We start from the raw sequence: 18,319 nt of genomic DNA, 5'->3' as shown, positions 1-18,319 counted from the left end.
TTTCAGTATTACGATTAGGTTTTAATATCACTCTCCCAACCAGCCCTCAGTGGCTGGTTTTTTTGTCTACTTCCCATTCACGTCATCCAGCCTGCCATTAACGCTGCATAATCCCCCTTTATCGCAAAGTGGCGCATCTGGCCTATTTACTGCGTAATCTGTTGTCATCAAGCAAATTTCATCACCAACGAATGAAAGGGACCATCATGATGACGACATTTTCTTATTCACGCTCACTTCGCAACCTGCTACTCAGTGTCGGGTTGCTGCTAAGCATCACGGCTGTTCAAGCTAATCCAAGCGACGCTTTAATTATGCAGTACAACCAAGCGGCCGAAGGCGACAGTGACAAAGTGGAGCTTGTGCTTCACCAACTAGAGCAGTTGATTAAACAGCAAGGGGCCAAACCGCTCAGCTTAGCTTATCTGGGCAGTGCACAAACCCTGCAAGGGCGTGATGCATTCATGCCTTGGAATAAGATGAGATACGTCGAAGAGGGCTTGGCCACCATAGACAAAGGCCTGACTTTACTCAGCAATCACCCGCAGCCGCTTGCTGAACAAGAGCGCGTCATGGGGCTGCCGGATAGCTATTTAACGCGCGCGGTTTCGGCCGCGACTTACACCTCACTGCCCGGTATGTTCAACCATTTTGAGCGTGGTTATGATTTGTATCTCGACCTTCTTGTTGAACCCGAATTAACTGCACAACCTTTTGCCGCCACTGCTTGGGTTTATCGATACGCCATTCAAGCCGCCCTTCGTGCCAACGACATTCCTCAAGCAGAGCAATGGCTTGCCCAGATGCAAAACCATCAGAAGCAAGGTAAGCAAGTTGACAACCAGCCAGCAGAGCATCCGCAAATCATCCAAGCCAAGGCTTTGATTACAAATGCGTTGATTGAAAACGGATTGACTGAAAAAACGCATGAATTGAAAAGCGAATGAGGGAGGGCAACAAAATGCTACGATTTGAACAGATCAGTAAAACCTATCAATTAGGCATGCAGCCGCTGCTGGCGTTGAGCGCGGTGAATGGCGAAGTCAAACAAGGTGAAATGCTAGCACTGTGCGGTCCGTCAGGTTCGGGAAAAAGCACTTTGCTCAATATCTTGGGGTTGCTTGATCAAGATTACCAAGGTGACATTGAACTGGCGGGTTACCCTTACCCAACCGATCCAAGAGAAGCGGCGGCGCTGCGGCGCAAAAAATTAGGCTTCGTTTTCCAAAAATTCAACTTAGTTCCGGTGATGACAGCGGCGGAAAATATTGCTTACCCATTGATGCTAAATGGCTACAGCCTGCGCGATCAGCGTACTTTAACGCGCACTATGCTGGCCAAAGTGGGGTTAGAAACGCTGGTTCACCACCGGCCGGATCATCTTTCAGGCGGTCAGCAACAGCGCGTAGCCATTGCGCGCGCGCTGATCCATAACCCTGAAATGGTGATTGCCGACGAACCGACCGCCAGTTTAGACAGCCATACCGCCAATGTGGTGATCGACATCATGAAAAGTCTTGGACACGAAATGGGCACCACTTTTATTGTGGCTACGCACGACGCGCGCATGGCCAACCGCTGCGACCGAACCTTGCAGCTTGTGGATGGCAAAGTGATTCAGGAGGCGATGAAATGGGCAAGCTGATTTCTATGGAATGGCGTATGGCGGCGCTGAACTTACTGCGTAATCGCCGCCGCAGCCTGCTTTCGGTATTGATCATTGCCATTGCTGTTTTCGCATTGACCAGCGCCGGAGGATTTGGCCTTTACACTTACCAAGCACTGCGCGAATCCACTGCGCGCGACACCGGGCATTTAACGCTCAGCCAACCGGGCTTTTTTGAGCAAGATGAAGAGTCACCACTGGCTAATGGGATTGCCGACAGTGCGTTAATTGTTGAGCGATTAATCGACGATAAGCGGATACGAGGCATTCAGCCACGCATTGAGTTTAGCGGGTTGGTCTCTAACGGTAGCAAATCGACCATTTTTGTCGGTTCCGGCGTTAACCATAAAGAGTTTGATATGAAAGGGCCATTTTTGGACGTTCGCCAAGGCAAAACCTTGTCCAATATTGACTCACCTCGATTTGATGCGAGTGAGCCGGAAGTGATGCTGGCGGTGGATCTCGCCAAAAACTTAAACGTGTCGATTGGCGACTGGGTTACTTTACTGACCAGTACCGCTGATGGCGCGCTCAACGCGGTTGATTTCAAAGTGCACGGCATCTATTCCACGGGTGTGCCTGAATTGGATAAACGCCAATTGTATCTGCACATTCAATCGGCCTCTGAGCTGTTAGCTTCGAATAAAGTGAGCACCTTATCGCTGTTTTTGTTTAGCACCGAACAGACAGAAAGCATGCGGCATTGGGTTGAAAACAAACTGTCATTAATGAGCCTTCGCCAAGCGATTCAAGTGACGCCTTGGCAGCAGCGAGCGTTTTTTTATCAAAAAGTAAAAGATCTTTACGATCGCATCTTCGGCATCATGGGGTTGGTGATGGGGTTGGTGGTTTTCGTCGCGCTATTTAACACCTTAACCATGTCGGTCACGGAGAGAACCCGGGAAATCGGAACGCTGTCGGCGCTTGGAACTTACCCAAATGAAATCGTCGCCAGCTTCATACGCGAAGCCGTATTGCTAGCCATTTTAGGTACGCTGGTGGGTGCGGCGCTCAATGCACTAACAAGCGTGTTATTGATGGTAGTCGATGTGCAAATGCCACCGCCACCGGGACGCACGGAAGGGTATCCTTTGCATATTTATTTTTCATGGGAATTGGTTCTGCTGAGTGCGTTTGGCGTACTGAGCATTTGTATTGCAGCGGCTTGGTTGTCGGCACGCAAAGGAGTCAACAAGCCAATCACGGAGGCACTGGCTTATGTATAAATGGATGATGTTATTACTGATCACGCTTAGCGGTGGCTACTCGGCCGCTGGCTGGGCGGCGCTGGATGCAGGGCAAATGACCAAAAACGCCGACCAATATCGCCTTGGTTACAGCGCGGCTAAAGTCGTCTCTTTGGTGTCGCTTTATGAACGTGGTGAGCTCGATAAAACGCGTCAGTATCACGTGTATACCAAAGCCAATCGCGACTCGTTAGTGGTGTTCAAATCCTCCGTTGAAGCGGGGCAAAAAATGCTGATGCTCGATGAAAACTACTGGTTGTTGATGCCAAAAAGCCGCCGCCCTATTCGTATTACGCCAATGCAAAAACTGCTTGGTGAGGCTTCGGTGGGCGATATTTCAACACTGACGTGGAGCGAGGATTACCAAAGTCAATTGATGGGTGAAGAGCAGATAGAAACACCCAGTGGTCAACCTTACCTGACGCATAAGTTGTCATTACTGGCTGTCACAGAAGGGGCGAACTACCAGCAAATTATCTTATGGTTGGATAAAGAGAACGATTTCCCAATCAAAGCTTCTTTGTATTTACGCTCTGGAAAACTGGCCAAGCAGGCTTGGTTTCGCGCTGGTGAAAAAGAGGGACGAATGCGCGTAACCAGTATGACGCTGCTTGATCAAATTCAACCGACCAAAAAAACGGTGGTTGAGTATCAACACATCGAGTCCATGGAGCTAGATGAAAAATATTACAACCCCGCCTATCTGACTCGTAACAGTCTATCGGAGTTATGAGATGAAGCGTGTTGCGTTCGCTTTTTTCACTAGCGTATTGAGCTTAGCTGCGCGGGCAGAAGCCCCCAGTTTTGATTGGAATTGGGTAATGAGCGCATCCACCACGGCGCATCGCGACAGCCTTTTTTTTCCTAGTAATCAAGCGCGCGATACGCAGCAGATTGAGGCGTTATTGGATGTAGAAATGAGGTGGCATGGCTGGTTGGGTCTAGTGGCTATCAAACAAAACGCCTTGTGGAGTAGCGATGCACAGCAGCACGCCGACAGCGAGTTCATTCTACAAGAACTGTTTTGGCAAGGCAGCCTAGTGCTGGCTGATGTGCCGTTTGAGCTGACACTAGGAAAAGTGCGCTTGGATTGGGGAGTGGGCTACGGTTATCGTCCGCTTGATCTCTTTCAGCCTTATCGCCGCAATCCGGTCGGTATTCAGGTAGAAGAGGGGGCCGGAACGCTCTCTGCTTCTTATTATGATCAGCAAGGTGAATGGACGATTTTTTATACAGATTCCTCTTGGACAGAGCAGCAAGGCAGCGAGTTACAACAAATGACCGAACAACAAGGGGCGGGCGTAAGGCGTTATCAGTTGATGGGCAATGCCGAATGGCAGGCGATTGCTTACTATGATGACGTTCGACGCGGCGTGCTGGGTAGCTCGTTTGTTACTGTGCTCACTGACGCATGGGAAGTGCATGCGTCAGCGCTCTATCAGCGTCATTATTTGGCGTACCAACAGCCCAGCGCGTTGGCTCAAGCAGTTTACTCTCAACAACATGAGATTGAATCGCGCATGGCTCTTGAATCACGAACTCAAGGCTATCAGGCACTGGTAGGGTTCAACTGGTCGGGAAGTGATGGGCAAAGCGTCATTGCAGAATATTGGTTCGACAGTCGCAGTTGGGGAAAAGAGCAGTGGCAACAAGCGCAGACCAACGCGGATTCGGTTCGTTATCAGCATAATCAAGCGTTAGGTTGGTCTTACGCACAAGGCTATAACCACGTGAATCTCGTGCAGCATAATGTGATGTTGCATGCTTCGTTAGATAGCCAAGCTTGGCATCATTGGCCGTGGAGCCAGAGTATTGAATGGTTGCAAGGCTTAGTGCCGACACTTGATGTGCTGATTGCACCGCAAGATGGCGGCGTGATCGTTACCCAATGGCTCAATTACTCAGTGTACGATTCGGGTACAGCCTCTATCGAAATCGAACTGGCCGCACGTTTTATGACTGGGCCTGCTGACTCTACATATGCAAACTTACCAGATAAGCATATGATTCTATTAAATATGAAAGGGAAATTCTAATGTGCGAGAAAGTTGAGATTCGAAATCTTGCCAAAAGCTTGCTATTTACTTCGCTGTTTTGTGTGGTGATCGCCTTTACCACTCAGGCCATTTGGCCCAGTGACATCACGTTGCACTTAGCAATAAGCTTTGGCTACGGTTACAGCGCTGTGGCTATTGCTCACTTACTGAGTCGCTTCGCACCGCAGTTGTCCGCACGCTTAGTGAACGTTTTTTCGCTCACGGGGTCGATGATTTTCGGTACGTTACACGCTTATTTATGGCTTAGTAAATACGCGCACTTTAGTCATTTTTCAGCAATGAAACCGGTGATTTTTCTCGGTTTCGTTTTTACTGGCGTTTGCTTTTTCTACTTCTACGCGCATGAACAAAAGCTGATTGCTGAAAAAGCGCTAGAAGCCTCCAAACGGCGTCAATCTGAACAAGAGAAAGCCTTGATTTTGAGCCAGTTGCAGCAGTTACAAAGTCAAATTGAACCCCATTTCTTATTTAATACGCTTGCCAATATCAGCGTGTTGATTGGCTCTGAGCCTTATAAAGCGCAAATGATGCTCGAAAAGCTAACCGACCTATTGCGTGGTTCGCTGCGTAGTAACCGCAATCGCACCACAACGCTACGTGAAGAGTTACATTTAGTCGATGCGTATTTGGGTATTCAAAAAATTCGTTTAGGTGATCGGCTGGATTATGAGATTGCAATGCCTGGCGCAGCGGATGACATTCCTTTGCCGCCGATGCTGTTACAACCTTTGGTTGAGAATGCTGTTAGCCATGGTATTGAGCCTAAAGCCGCGGGGGGGAAAGTGACCATCAAAAGTGAAATTTATGACGAGTGGTTTGAAGTCAGTGTCTGTGACAGTGGCATTGGATTGCAGCCGAGTGCTCTTTCAGCAGGGCATGGTATTGCGTTGGATAATATTCGCCAGCGCTTAAGCGGCCTATTCGCTGATGATGCGTGTCTCATTATCGCCCAAAATCATGATGCTGGCGTGACGGCAACGATTAGAATAAAGCGGCTACTATTGGACCAACTACAAGGAAGTGCCACATGAGTACTGTCTCTGCGACCGCTATTATTGCTGATGATGAACCGCTATTGCGGCATCATTTAAACCGTGCATTAGGAGAAGTGTGGCCAGAGCTCGATATTGTCGCGCAAGCCGAAAATGGACGCGTGGCATTGTCCATGATTGAGCAGCATCAGCCGGAGGTGGCCTTTATTGATATTCGAATGCCAGAAATGGATGGTATGTCGCTCGCTAGGCAATTGGCTGGTTTGGCAAAGCCACCACTGATTGTATTTATCACCGCCTATGATGAGTATGCCATTCAAGCTTTTGAAGCCAATGCGGCGGATTATTTATTGAAACCGCTTTCTGAAGCGCGTTTAGTGCAGTGCTGTACTAAGTTGCAGCTAAGATTAGCCGAGCATTCTTCTGAGCGACAATTACCTGATTTGCAAACCCTTTTACAGCAGATACAGCATATAAGCCAACAGGCATCGCCGTCGTTTTTAAGCTGGTTAAAAGTTCAAAAAGGTGAAGATATTCACCTGATTTCGGTGGCGGATATGTTGTACGCTAAAGCCGAAGACAAATATTTATCCATATACGTAAAGAGTGATTCTGGAGTGCAGGAGTTCTTACTGCGCAGTTCATTGAAAGAGTTGCTGCAGCAGCTTGACCCGAATCAGTTTTGGCAAATCCACCGTTCAACGGCAGTGAATGTTGCCAAGATAGATAAAGTGAAAAAAGAGTTCACGGGTAAAATGTACGTCTTGATTGGTCCTGATAAGTTACCCGTCAGCCGTGCGCTGCAAGCTCAATTTAAGTCGTAACTTAATTTAAACCGTCGTTCGATTGATCGCGTGATTAGCGGTGTGCGATCTGCTTGGCGGACAGGGTAAATTGGAAGAAAGCATCCACAGACATAGGTTCAGAATAATAAAAACCTTGGATGTAACGTACACCCAACAGCTCTAATTCTCTCACCTGATCTTGGTTCTCAACGCCCTCAGCAATCAGCCGCATGTTCAATTGCTTTGCTAGTTTAATCATCGACACTAACACCGAAGTAATGGCTGAATTTTGATGCAAGCTTTTAATAAAAACTTGATCAATTTTGAGAGTGTGGAAGTCGTGTTGGTGGATAAAATTTAAACCCGAGTAGCCAGTGCCAAAATCGTCAATCGCGATTTTAAAACCTAGCTGTTTCAGTCGCTGTAAGTTTTCCATGGCTAACTTCAACTCGTCCACGTTGAAATGGTTGTCTTCGGTGATCTCCAACAGAAGTCGTGGAACAATAGCTGGGTGTTTTGTCGCGTAGCGTTTCATGTAATCCATAAAGTAATTATCAATGATCAATAACCGGCTGATGTTGATGCTGATGTATTGATCGTGCAACGCATGTTTGTGCTGCTCCACACATTCTGTCACCAATTTCAACACACGGTAGGTGATTTGATGAATCACGCCAATACGTTCTGACAACGGGATAAAAATGGTGGGTGAAATATAGCCTTGAGAGGGTTCATTCCAGCGCAGTAGTGCTTCGCTACCAACAATTCTATTCTCGGTAATATCGACGATCGGTTGTAAATAGAGTTCCAACTGATGGTTTGATATGGCCTCTCTCAAAGAGACTTCTAAGGTATTTCGGCTGAGGTGATAGTTATAATAAGCAAGATAAATCAAAGAGATAATACTTGCTGTAAGCAAGGCAAGCCATAAGTTATCGAGAAAATGGTAAGCATAAGATCCGTTATTTAAGTAGATCTGAATTGAGAGTGGGTAATGCTCGGATTTAAAGAGAAAGCTAGTATGAGCAGAATCGATCTCTTCCTGATCACTGCGAATACTTTGGCTTAACACATTGACCTGATAGCCGTAGTGCCATTTGGCAAGTTTAGGAGCGACTAGGTTCATAAACTGTTCTGGAGGCATCAGTGCATTGAGGCCGCTCATATCTGGCTGTGAAGCATAGACAAAAAATGTCTGCTCTTTACTGCGAGATTTGGTTAATGAAATGGTCGTATTCGTTGGAGATTGTTTAAGCCTGTCAAGAATATGTTTGTACAAATGAATGGTGGTATGGCCTTCATTGCTGGTGCAAAAAATAGTCCCGTGAGCGTTGTACATGCCCACTTCTTTGACCATTTTCGAGCGAAATACATAGCTCCTCAGAGCAATGATGTCTTCTCTTTGGCAGTGCTTTGAAATGTTTTTACTTAACTGGTTCAGTTCATCCGACGTTTGATTGATGTGATGTTCCAGTTGTGTAATGGCTTGTTCACCGAAACGGGTTGCCAGCCGATTAGTGTCGTAAAAGTTTTTAATTATCGCCAAAGCGAACACAAAAAAGAAAATACCCAAAATAGGTGCGAATGTGCTTACCTTTGTCGACAGTATTCCTTTTGCTATGCTAAATGTGCTCGGTGAACTGTCATTATTATTGTGCATTACAGACAGTGCTCATAGGTTATTACCAGTAAAAATCAGTATTGCTTTGATGTTGATTACTATAAGTAATTAATCCCTAAACGTAACCTAAGTAACCGTCTCAAAAATGAGATGATGTGCAGTAATCTGCTTGCCAATCTCTTTGCTAAACGTCTCTAATTTCATATTTTTCTTAATATACAAGCCGATAGGTTTTCTTATGTGGCGTTTCGCTAGCCAGACTCTGTTTTGACGCTAGTGATGCTTTAACGCACAATTATGCTCAGTGATGTAATTTACATAAATATAAATTTGCATAATCAATTGCGACTAAAATAACAGTTGTCTATTGCTCGTTTTCTGAATCGATTTGCTAAAGAAGTATCTGGGGGCTCTATGGATTTACATGTGGTTGTTCAACCTGCGTTAGTACAAGAAGTGGTTGGTGATGTTATCGCAGCAGATGCCAAAGGTAATGCGCGTAAAGTAAGCGCGGGTGATCAATTAAATAAAGATGAAATCTTAATCACAGTGAATCATTCGTCGGTGACGATACTGCTTAATGGCCAAGCTACCGTAGTCGATCAGAATTGTATTACTTGTTTTAGCAATGCGTCACCAGATTCTGAGACCTCCGTTGACCTAGTTCAATTTCCGATTGAAGGCGAGATCAACGCTGATCTGAGCTTATTAGACGAGGTGAGTTTTGACGCAGACAATATTGCTGCCATCCAACAAGCCATTTTAGATGGCCAAGACCCGACCCAAATACTTGAAGCAACCGCCGCCGGAGCAGGTGGTGAAGGCTCTGCAAATGCTGGCTTCATCACCATTGATTACAATTTTGCAGAAGTATTGGCGAGTACGTTTTTCGAAACTGCAGGGCGTGATGCTCAGCAATCATTGACTGAAACGAATTTGAGTCCGTTGCGTTTTACCGCTGGGGGTGAATTATTATCAGCGGCATTAGCTGAAGGTTCGCTCTCACTAAATTCGTACCCACAATCAGTGACGGCAAATGTTTTAATCGCGGCGGGAGATCTGCCACTGGATGCCGCCTCTTTTGTCCCTGAATCCCTTTCATTAGCTGCGCTATTGTCAGAGCTGAATAGCGATATTACTTCGGCTGGGCGATCAGTAAGCTTTCGTTATGATGCTACGGCTAACCATATTGTCGGTGAACTTGACGGCAGTGAAGTGCTACGGATTGATTTAGTGGCGACGTCTGTCGGTAAAGACATCAACTTAGAGATAGTGACGACCATTAGTCAACCGATTGACCATGTTCCCTCTGTGGGAGGTGGCTTAGTTTCTTTTGCTAATGATCAAATTGCGATTCAATTCGATGTAACTGGTTCTGATGTGGGTGGAAATCCTATTCGCTCGCCGATTTCTATCGCAATCAGTATTGGTGATGGTAATAACCCTGTTATGTCCGATGAACCGTCGACGTCCGTTTATGAGGATAATTTGGCGAATATCGGTTCGGATGCCAGTGCTTCACAGACGATTACCGTTTCAGGACAGTTTGATACCCAATTGGGTTCTGATCAAATTGAAAGCTATCAGTTGGATTTAAGTGCTAATTCGTTGGCGGGGTTAACCTCGGCTGGTGTCGCGGTGCAATTGGCCTCTTCCTCGTCATTGAACGGGGTTTATACCTATCAGGCGAGCGCCAATGGCCAGCCTATTTTTGAGTTGATATTAAACCCAGACGGTCGTTACCAGTTTACGTTACAAGGCGCGCTGGATCATCCAGTCAATAGTGATGAGTTATTACTCAACCTTTCGGTATTGGCAACCGATTATGATGGTGATAGCTCTGAAAGTGTGCGTTTACCAATCAACATTATTGACGATAAACCTGAAATCATTGGTGTGGATGCGCTCAGCGTTGACGAAGACGATTTAGCGTCAGGCTCAGACAGCAGCAAAGAGCCGTTGTTCGCCGAAGGCTATTTCACCACCACCCAAGGGGCCGATACGGTAGTGAGTTATCAGCTTGATACCAGCATCAACCCCATCGCTGGGTTAACCTCGCAAGGTGAAAGTGTGGTATTGGGCGCGGCGACAGTTGACGCTAACGGTAACTACCTCTATCAAGCAAGTACTACCCCAAGCGGTCAGACGGTATTTAGCTTAGTGCTTAACGCAGATGGCAGTTATCGTTTTACCCTACAAGGGCCAATTGACCATGCGCAGGGGAACGATGAGCTACTGGTGAATTTCAAGGTGGTTGCAACCGACTATGATGGCGACAGCGCCAACATTCTGCTGCCTGTCACCATTCATGATGATCAGCCAATCATCGCGGGTGTGCAAGCGCTCAGCGTTGACGAAGACGATTTAGCGTCAGGCTCAGACAGCAGCAAAGAGCCGCTGTTTGCAGAGGGAATCTTTACCACTCAAAGCGCGGATAAGGTGGTGAGCTATCAGTTGGATACTAGCAGTAACCCGTTTGCAGGCCTAACTTCGCAAGGTGAAGCGGTGAGTTTGGGCGCGGCGACAATCGATGCCGACGGCAACTACCACTATCAAGCTAGCGCTGCACCGAGCGGCAATGCAGTGTTTAGTTTGGTGCTCAATGCGGATGGTAGCTATCGTTTTACCCTGCAAGGTCCGATTGACCATGCGCAGGGGAGCGATGAGCTGCTGGTAAATTTCAAGGTAGTGACAACCGATTATGATGGCGACAGCGCCAACATTTTGCTGCCCGTCACTATCCATGATGATCAGCCAACCATCACCGGCGTGCAAGCGCTCAGCGTTGACGAAGACGATTTAATGTCAGGCTCAGACAGTAGCAAAGAGCCGCTGTTCGCTGAGGGAATGTTTACCACTCAAAGCGCCGATAAGGTAGTGAGCTATCAGTTGGATACCAGCAGTAACCCGCTTGCGGGCTTAACCTCGCAAGGCGAAGCGGTGATCTTGGGCGCGGCGACAATCGATGCCAATGGTAACTACCACTACCAAGCCAGCACCACACCTAGTGGCAATGCGGTGTTTAGCTTAGTGCTCAATGCGGACGGCAGTTACCGTTTTACTTTGCAAGGTCCGATTGATCACGCCGCAGGCAGCGATGAGCGACTGGTGAATTTCAACGTGGTGGCGACGGACTATGATGGCGATGCCTCCGATATTCTACTGCCTGTCACTATTGTTGATGACAAGCCAACGATTGTCGGTATTCGCGTCGGTAGCGAACAGAGCGTTGATGAAGATGACTTAGCCACGATCGGTTCTGATCGTTCAGACAGCACCGTTATTGCTGGGCACTTTGATGTGATTGACGGGGCCGATGGTATTGTCAGTTATCAAGTGTCTGATCTCACCACGCCTGTCGAGAATTTAACGTCTGGTGGTCAAGAGATAGAGATCATCCAAATTTCAAGCAATAATGGTGTCACTGTTTATGAAGCGGTGATTAAGAATACGACGGACGTGGTTTTTCGTCTCACGCTAAATGGCTCGGCCGATAGTTACCAATTTGAACTGCTTAAAGCCATCGACCACCCGACGGGTAATGGTGAAAATAGTTATATTTTAGATCTTCCGATTACCGCAACTGATAGAGATGGCGATGTTTCAGCGTCAGCGAGTTTGCCAATATCGATTGTTGATGATATTCCAACTTTGCATGATAAAAGCATCACTAGTGTTGAAAATACGGCGATAAAAACAGTCAATTTATTTAGCCAAGACAACAATACCTCGCCGGATACTCAAGGTGCAGATCATGGTGCGATCACTAAATTTGTGGCCGTTGATGAAGTGGGTCGTGATATTCAATTTAGGGATGGCAATGGCGCAAGCTTAGCGAATGAAATTGAACTTAACGGCATCACAAAAACGGTCACAGTTATCGAAATAAAAAATGGTGTTGAGCGAGACTTAGGCACACTGACGATTACGCCTAACGGTAACGCGACATTTAAACCAGTTGCTAGCCTTGAACATGGTGATGATCCGACCATTTCATTTACTGTCGATGTCACTGCGCAAGATTTTGATGGCGATGCCTCAACCGAACAGTTGAACATCAATATTCTTGATAGAAATGCCACTATCACAGTTGCTAATGTTATTGGGGCTGAAGATGCTGGACGCGATGGCGTCACTATTTTGTTTAACGACCCCAATCAAATCACTAATAGCCAAGATAACCAGTCGGGTTTAGATACTTCACCGCTTAAAGTGGATTTGCGAGTCAACCTGCACGATTTAGATCGAAACGAATCGCTTGGCGAAGTGAAAATCACGGCCAGTAATGCTCATGGTGATTTTTATTATCTCAACGACTCTGGTGTCTATGTCAAACTAGAGGTCGTCAGTGGACGCTTTGTACTACCGGCTGATGCGGTTGAGCAAAGTCTAACGGGCAGCGTGGCGAAGGTTGAAAACTTATATTTTGTGCCTGACCGTCACTATGCCAGCGCTAACGGTGGCTTCCAACTTAATATCGCTGTACAAGTTTTGAATAATGGCCTGCACGATCATAATGTGAACGGGAAATTGCGCATTGAGGTGGAAAGTGTGGCCGATATTGCGACTTGGACCTCAAGCAGCCAATTTCATTATGATGCAGTAGAAGATAGTGACAATATTACTCTCGATGTTTTAGCACAGACACAAGATAACAGTACCCCCGAAATAATCCTGTATGAGATCCGCTTTACTCAAGGTGAAGGTGAGGCGCAGCTAGTTTATGCCGATGGTACGCCGGTTGGAATGAGCTCGGATGCTTCAGGTCACTATTATCTTGTTAGCGCGAGTCACATTAACCAAGTACAAGTTGACCCTAATGATAATTTCAGTGGTCAGATCAAACTTGATATTACAGCGATCACGACAGAGCAAACTAACGCTCACGTTGGTAAAGAGAGCGCCCGATCAGAAACGAAAGAAATCGTGATAGATGTTAGCCCTGTTGCCGATATGGGTAGCTTCTCTGTCAATCGAATCAATGTTTTTGAAGATAATGCCGCTACGCAAAATACCGTTGACCCCACCACAGATCACGATCCCTTGTTATTAAGTGAAGTCATTACGATGGCGGGATCCGTTGATTCTGATGGTTCAGAAACACTCTATGTGCGTCTCTCTGATTTTTCAGAAACAGGTGTTACATTGATTTGGTTGGGAGCAGGAGCCAGCGAAATATCACAAATAACCGATGCCAATGGTCATACTTATTATGAAGTTCCTGAACAATATCTTGACCAAGTTGAAGTGCTACCCCCATTGCATAGCAACGCTGATTTTACCTTCTCTGTTGAAGGCATCATTAAAGATAGCGTTACTCTTTCTACGGGTGCGGTGACAGATGAAATCTCGCTAGGTGTTAAGACGGTTAATGTTTCAGTTAAGGGCGTAGCAGATATTCCAACCATTGATTTTCACTCAAACAGTACTAACACTTGGAATGAATTTAGTGAAAATGGTCTGCAAGTGATTGAAACGACGATTGATGAAAATCAATCCGTTGGCTTTGGCTTTAGTGTGTTATCCGGTGAGCTTGCGGATAATCCAACTGACAGCTCTGAGTCGATCACCGTTTTGCTGTCGAACATTCCAGATGGTGTCAAATTGTATGACAGTGTTGGTAGCGTGATTAACTTGGTATTTGTTGGTTACGATACTGCGCAACAACCTATTTATCAGGCGAATCTAACTTCAGCGCAGGTTGATTCAGGTATTCGAGTTGAGCCATCTCATTCATCGACCGAAAACATCAACATCAAAATGACCACCATCGTTACTGAAAATGATGGACATACGCGTCAAATTGAGTCGGAAATTCGCATTAAGGTGTCACCAGTGATTGATGTTGTTGACAACTATCAATCACACTCGCTTGGTAACGAGGACAGCCGCATTAATATTCATTGGCAGCCAGAAGAGGAACAACATCTTGATGCTGATGAATATTTTGCCTCTGTTACACTTTCTGGCTTCCCAGCTGGTAGTACTATTTACGTCGATGGTGTTGTCACGGCCTTAGACAGTGACGGCAAGCTCATTTTGACCCCCGCACTGGGACAGAGCGAGCAAGATTTCTCAGCGCAAGTGCTGACAACTGGTTACGTTCAAGTTCGGCCACCAGAGCACTCCAGTACTGATTTTACCTTGAGCACTGAGATTGTGGTTAAAGAGCAAGACAACGAATACGTCGATGCAATCAATTCTGGAGAAGGTATTGCTTCGAAAGTCATTCACGGCTCTGTTGATATCACGGTAAGGCCGATAGTTGAAGCTGATGGACAACTGCGTGTTGAAGAAAACGGCGTAGTTACAAATAAAGCTGTCGCAGATGCCTCTGGTGCGATCTATTTTACTATTAATGATGCGGCCGGCGGCGAGCCTAATGCGAACGTTATACGCTTTGATAATGCAGACACTCAATCGACAGAAGGTTACCAATCATTAGAAGTGGTCGACCAACTGGTGGTGCGTTTTAGCAATATTACGCCACAGGTACTTGATCAACTACTGATTACTGGTGCAATTAATAATGGGGATGGTTCATGGACCATTGTTGATGAGCAGAATTTCAGTGTAAAAGCGCCGAATGGCCTGACATTGAGTAGTGGTAACGATCCTGATGGTGATGGTTATAACGACATCACTGTGACCATTTTTGCCCAAGTGTATGACCAAGGGGAAGATAGCTCTGAAGCCAAAGTGGTTCAACAAGTGCAATCAGAGCTCACCTTACAATTTCCGCTCACTGCTACGGGCAACAACACGGTAGCGGCTGACATTACTTTAGTTGGCAATGCGGATGATATTGTATTAGGCGTCGAAGATAACGCCATTAACTTAGGTCAGCAAATTCAAGATAAATTGATGGTGAGCGCTTCAGGTTTTGATGGTGTAGAAGATGAGCTCAGTATTGTCATCGCGCAAAGTGTGCTGCCAGTTGGCGCAAGTTTATCTGGTGGTCATTTTGATTTCGTTGATGGCTTATATGTGTACAAAGGTACCGTGAATACCGATGGCTCGATTTCAGGGTTAGAAAATCTGCAACTGCATCTGCCTGAAGATTACGCGGGCGACTTTAATTTGCCGATCACTTTTGTAACGACAGACACGGCTTCTGGTGATGAAAAAACCTTCAGTACGCAAATCCCAGTGGCAGTTTCTCCGGTAGCTGATGTTCCCGGAACGCATCAACCGCAAGATGATGACATTACCCCTAAAGCGACATTGACTGTGGAAGGTTCGCTTGGGTTAGATGCAAATCATCAGCCGACTTCAAGCTCGTCCGACGTTCCGACCAATGACGGCACCGGGTATGAAGATGGTATTATTCATCTTTCGCTCGACATTGACCTTGCTGATATTCGCAATAGCGCTACGGAAGGACAAGAGGTGCTGAGCGAAGTCACCTTAACCCTACAAGGAACCAATATCGGAACCTTTGTTGATGCGCAAGGCAATGATCTCGGTACCAGTATCACTTTTAGTCAGCCTCAGCTACCTGCGGCATTAGACAATGTTTATTTCAAACCCGCACCCAATTATCCGACTGGCGATGATGATAATACCGTCAACATTACCGTGGCGGGGAAAGTGACTGATATCACGCAATTTGATGATACCAATGCCAATGCGTTGGGTGTGGCTAATACTGATGCTGATAAACCATTTACCACACAAGTAAGTTTTGATGTGACGCCAGTGGTAGACGACGTCATTATTTCCAGTGGTGGTAGCAGCAATATTGAAGTGAGCGGTCTGGAAGATGAGTGGATTGTCCTTTCTAAACCGGGTTCCGAATTTACCGTTGATCTGACCGATACAGATGGCTCTGAGGTATTTGTGTCGATCAAGCTTACTGGGGTACCGACGGATTTTGTCGTGAGTTCTCTCTCTTCTGACTATACCGTGAAAAATAATGGTGGTGGTGAGTGGAGCATTCAGATTAACAACCCAGCACAAACCTCGATCAATTTATCCGATATTGCGATGAAACCTGCGAAGAACTTTAGTGGCGAAGTGGAAATCGGCATCAAGGTCTTCACCGAAGAATCCTTGCTTGGTGTGCCAGTAGAGCATAACGGCAGCTTTAGATTAGATATTACGCCCGTTGGGGATGTGGTGGATGTTGAACCAGTGACTAACGGCGCTGGCGATGAAGGCGTTGACATTGAAATTGATATCAACGCGCAAATTATCGATAAAGCCGATTCCATTGCAGCTGGTACGAACCATAGTGAAAACTCACCAGAAACGTTGAGAATTGAAGTTTCCGGGGTGCCAGATGGAGCAAGTATTGCATTGCCTGATGGCACGCTGGGGACTTACATCGGTGGTGGAGTATGGCTGTTGAATGCCGATGCGCAAAGCTTAGATAAACTGATTTTTAATTCTGGTGATTGGCATAAGGACACTTGGGCGGGAGATCTGACGATTAAAGTGCAGTCGGTCGATACAGGGCTGGACGGTACTGAACATTTGGGGCCTGCGCGTGAGTTTACTGTTTCAGTTGATGTTCAGGCGGTCAATGATGCGCCCACCATTGATAGTGCTACGGTCACCACAACGATTGATGAAGAGGCGGGGCAAAAAGTTACCGGCTTGAGTGTGAGTGATGTCGATTATGCAGGCTCACATGCCAACGACCCCATGACGGTGATTTTGAGCGTGAGCGAAGGTTTGCTCAGTGCCGTGATCCCCGCGTTAAGTTCTGTCACGCAGAGCACCAATTTGGCTGGAGAACTCGTCCTACAAGGCACGTTATCGGATATCAACGCACTACTTAATAGCAGCGATCCCGCCAGTGGCGTTTTTGTTGATGCCACCGCGATTGGTAGTGACCATATTGATCTGACAATTAAGGCCAATGATGGTGGTGTTTATGCCGACAATGTTTCTGGTATGGCGTTAGAAGAGACAGAAACCGTCAGTATTGCGGTGACGCCCAAAGCCAATACGCCGATATTAACCCTTGATCCGAGCTTTAATTATATGAAGCAGACGTATGTTAGCCAAAGTATCAGCGCTCAAGGTATTGCATTGCTGGGGGTAATCGCGGCATTAACGGATAGCCATGAAGTGTTGTCATTGGAGATCGACAGTCTGCCAAGTGGCGCTACGCTTTCCAGTAGCTCGGGCAGCGTGACTGAGCAAAACGGAGTGTGGATTGTTTCCGCTGATGCTATCGACGGATTACAGGTTAGCGGGCTCGATTTAGGGCAACACACTCTGTCGGTAGCGGCTATCTCAACAGAAACGGATGGTAGCCGTGCAGCTTCTGCATCAATTGATATTGCGATTGAAGTATTGCCTGACGGCAGCACGATTGATCAATCAACGAACGGAGATGATGCGCAATTGCTCGCCGGTAATGTTGGGGCGCAGTTGCTAGGAGGCAGTGGTCATGATCACCTTGAAGGTGGCGATGGTGATGATTCCTTAGTGGGTGGTGGCGGAAATGATACCTTGATTGGCGGGCTTGGTGCCGACATCTTAACCGGGGGAAGTGGCGCTGACATATTTAAATGGACGCTCGATACTGTTGATGAGCAAACCGACACTATCACTGATTTCAACGCTGGTGAAGGTGATGTGATCGATCTCACTGATGTTGTGGCCGATTTACATTTGCCCATGGATCAACTGCTCGTTTCGCTACACACTTCTCATCAGATAGAAGCGAAAGTGATGACCAACACGACGGATGTGGAATTGGAAATTCTGACGGACAATAACGTACACCAAACCATTGTGGTGCAAGATCTTGCCAGCCAATTCAATTTTGATGGCATGGCGTCGATTGACATTGTTGGCTTCTTATTGGACAACAACATTATCAAGCATGACGTTTAAATAAAGAAAAGAGCAGTTAAATAAAGAAAAAGTGCACCCAACGGCTTCATGCTCAGTTGGGTGCACTTTTTTATTTAGCAGTAAACACACCCCAGCGCTGTA

Annotated in this window: 9 protein-coding genes; 8 read left to right on the top strand and 1 reads right to left on the bottom strand. The window is 46.6% G+C overall.

The genetic code is table 11. From position 1 onward, the window contains the following. Positions 1-128: 128 nt before the first annotated feature. From AACQ42_RS04440 to AACQ42_RS04410, 7 genes are read left to right on the top strand one after another with little or no spacing between them, the layout of a single operon-like run. Positions 129-947 carry a hypothetical protein gene (locus tag AACQ42_RS04440; RefSeq protein ID WP_094165645.1) on the top strand — a complete coding sequence of 273 codons (819 nt, stop codon included), beginning with the start codon at positions 129-131 and terminating at the stop codon, positions 945-947. 14 nt (positions 948-961) lie between these two features. Beyond that, positions 962-1,645, top strand: coding sequence for an ABC transporter ATP-binding protein (locus AACQ42_RS04435; RefSeq protein WP_176429671.1), 684 nt, complete (start codon positions 962-964; stop codon positions 1,643-1,645). Continuing rightward, the gene (locus tag AACQ42_RS04430) at positions 1,633-2,892 is read left to right on the top strand and encodes an ABC transporter permease (RefSeq protein ID WP_094147246.1); all 1,260 of its coding nucleotides are present in this window, start codon (positions 1,633-1,635) and stop codon (positions 2,890-2,892) included. The genes AACQ42_RS04435 and AACQ42_RS04430 overlap by 13 nt, the downstream gene beginning before the upstream one ends. Then, positions 2,885-3,646: an outer membrane lipoprotein-sorting protein gene (locus tag AACQ42_RS04425; protein WP_094165643.1), complete on the top strand. Its 762-nt coding sequence runs from the start codon at positions 2,885-2,887 to the stop codon at positions 3,644-3,646. Before AACQ42_RS04430 ends, AACQ42_RS04425 begins: the two co-directional genes overlap by 8 nt. Position 3,647: 1 nt before the next feature. Continuing rightward, the gene (locus AACQ42_RS04420) at positions 3,648-4,949 is read left to right on the top strand and encodes a hypothetical protein (protein WP_094165642.1); all 1,302 of its coding nucleotides are present in this window, start codon (positions 3,648-3,650) and stop codon (positions 4,947-4,949) included. Continuing rightward, the gene (locus AACQ42_RS04415) at positions 4,949-6,001 is read left to right on the top strand and encodes a sensor histidine kinase (protein ID WP_094165641.1); all 1,053 of its coding nucleotides are present in this window, start codon (positions 4,949-4,951) and stop codon (positions 5,999-6,001) included. Before AACQ42_RS04420 ends, AACQ42_RS04415 begins: the two co-directional genes overlap by 1 nt. Then, positions 5,998-6,786 (top strand): LytR/AlgR family response regulator transcription factor, encoded by a 789-nt coding sequence (locus AACQ42_RS04410; protein ID WP_017042183.1) that lies wholly within the window; start codon positions 5,998-6,000, stop codon positions 6,784-6,786. Before AACQ42_RS04415 ends, AACQ42_RS04410 begins: the two co-directional genes overlap by 4 nt. A 34-nt stretch (positions 6,787-6,820) precedes the next feature. Here AACQ42_RS04410 and AACQ42_RS04405 read toward each other — a convergent pair whose 3' ends face one another. After that, positions 6,821-8,407, bottom strand: coding sequence for an EAL domain-containing protein (locus tag AACQ42_RS04405; RefSeq protein ID WP_094165640.1), 1,587 nt, complete (start codon positions 8,405-8,407; stop codon positions 6,821-6,823). Positions 8,408-8,782: 375 nt separating this feature from the next. Between AACQ42_RS04405 and AACQ42_RS04400 the strand changes: the two genes are divergently transcribed. Continuing rightward, complete coding sequence (locus tag AACQ42_RS04400; RefSeq protein ID WP_094165639.1) at positions 8,783-18,217, top strand: retention module-containing protein; 9,435 nt, start codon at positions 8,783-8,785, stop codon at positions 18,215-18,217. Positions 18,218-18,319: the final 102 nt, after the last annotated feature.

This window comes from Vibrio sp. V12_P9A6T4 (assembly GCF_963874835.1).
Lineage (GTDB): Bacteria > Pseudomonadota > Gammaproteobacteria > Enterobacterales > Vibrionaceae > Vibrio > Vibrio anguillarum.
This window is presented reverse-complemented; position numbering and strand designations above follow the sequence as displayed.

Coding starts and splice junctions, on each gene's coding strand:
- AACQ42_RS04435 (WP_176429671.1), top strand. CDS start 962: ATGCTACGATTTGAACAGATCAGTAAAACCTATCAATTAGGCATGCAG.
- AACQ42_RS04420 (WP_094165642.1), top strand. CDS start 3,648: ATGAAGCGTGTTGCGTTCGCTTTTTTCACTAGCGTATTGAGCTTAGCT.
- AACQ42_RS04400 (WP_094165639.1), top strand. CDS start 8,783: ATGGATTTACATGTGGTTGTTCAACCTGCGTTAGTACAAGAAGTGGTT.
- AACQ42_RS04430 (WP_094147246.1), top strand. CDS start 1,633: ATGGGCAAGCTGATTTCTATGGAATGGCGTATGGCGGCGCTGAACTTA.
- AACQ42_RS04405 (WP_094165640.1), bottom strand. CDS start 8,407: ATGCACAATAATAATGACAGTTCACCGAGCACATTTAGCATAGCAAAA.
- AACQ42_RS04425 (WP_094165643.1), top strand. CDS start 2,885: ATGTATAAATGGATGATGTTATTACTGATCACGCTTAGCGGTGGCTAC.
- AACQ42_RS04415 (WP_094165641.1), top strand. CDS start 4,949: ATGTGCGAGAAAGTTGAGATTCGAAATCTTGCCAAAAGCTTGCTATTT.
- AACQ42_RS04410 (WP_017042183.1), top strand. CDS start 5,998: ATGAGTACTGTCTCTGCGACCGCTATTATTGCTGATGATGAACCGCTA.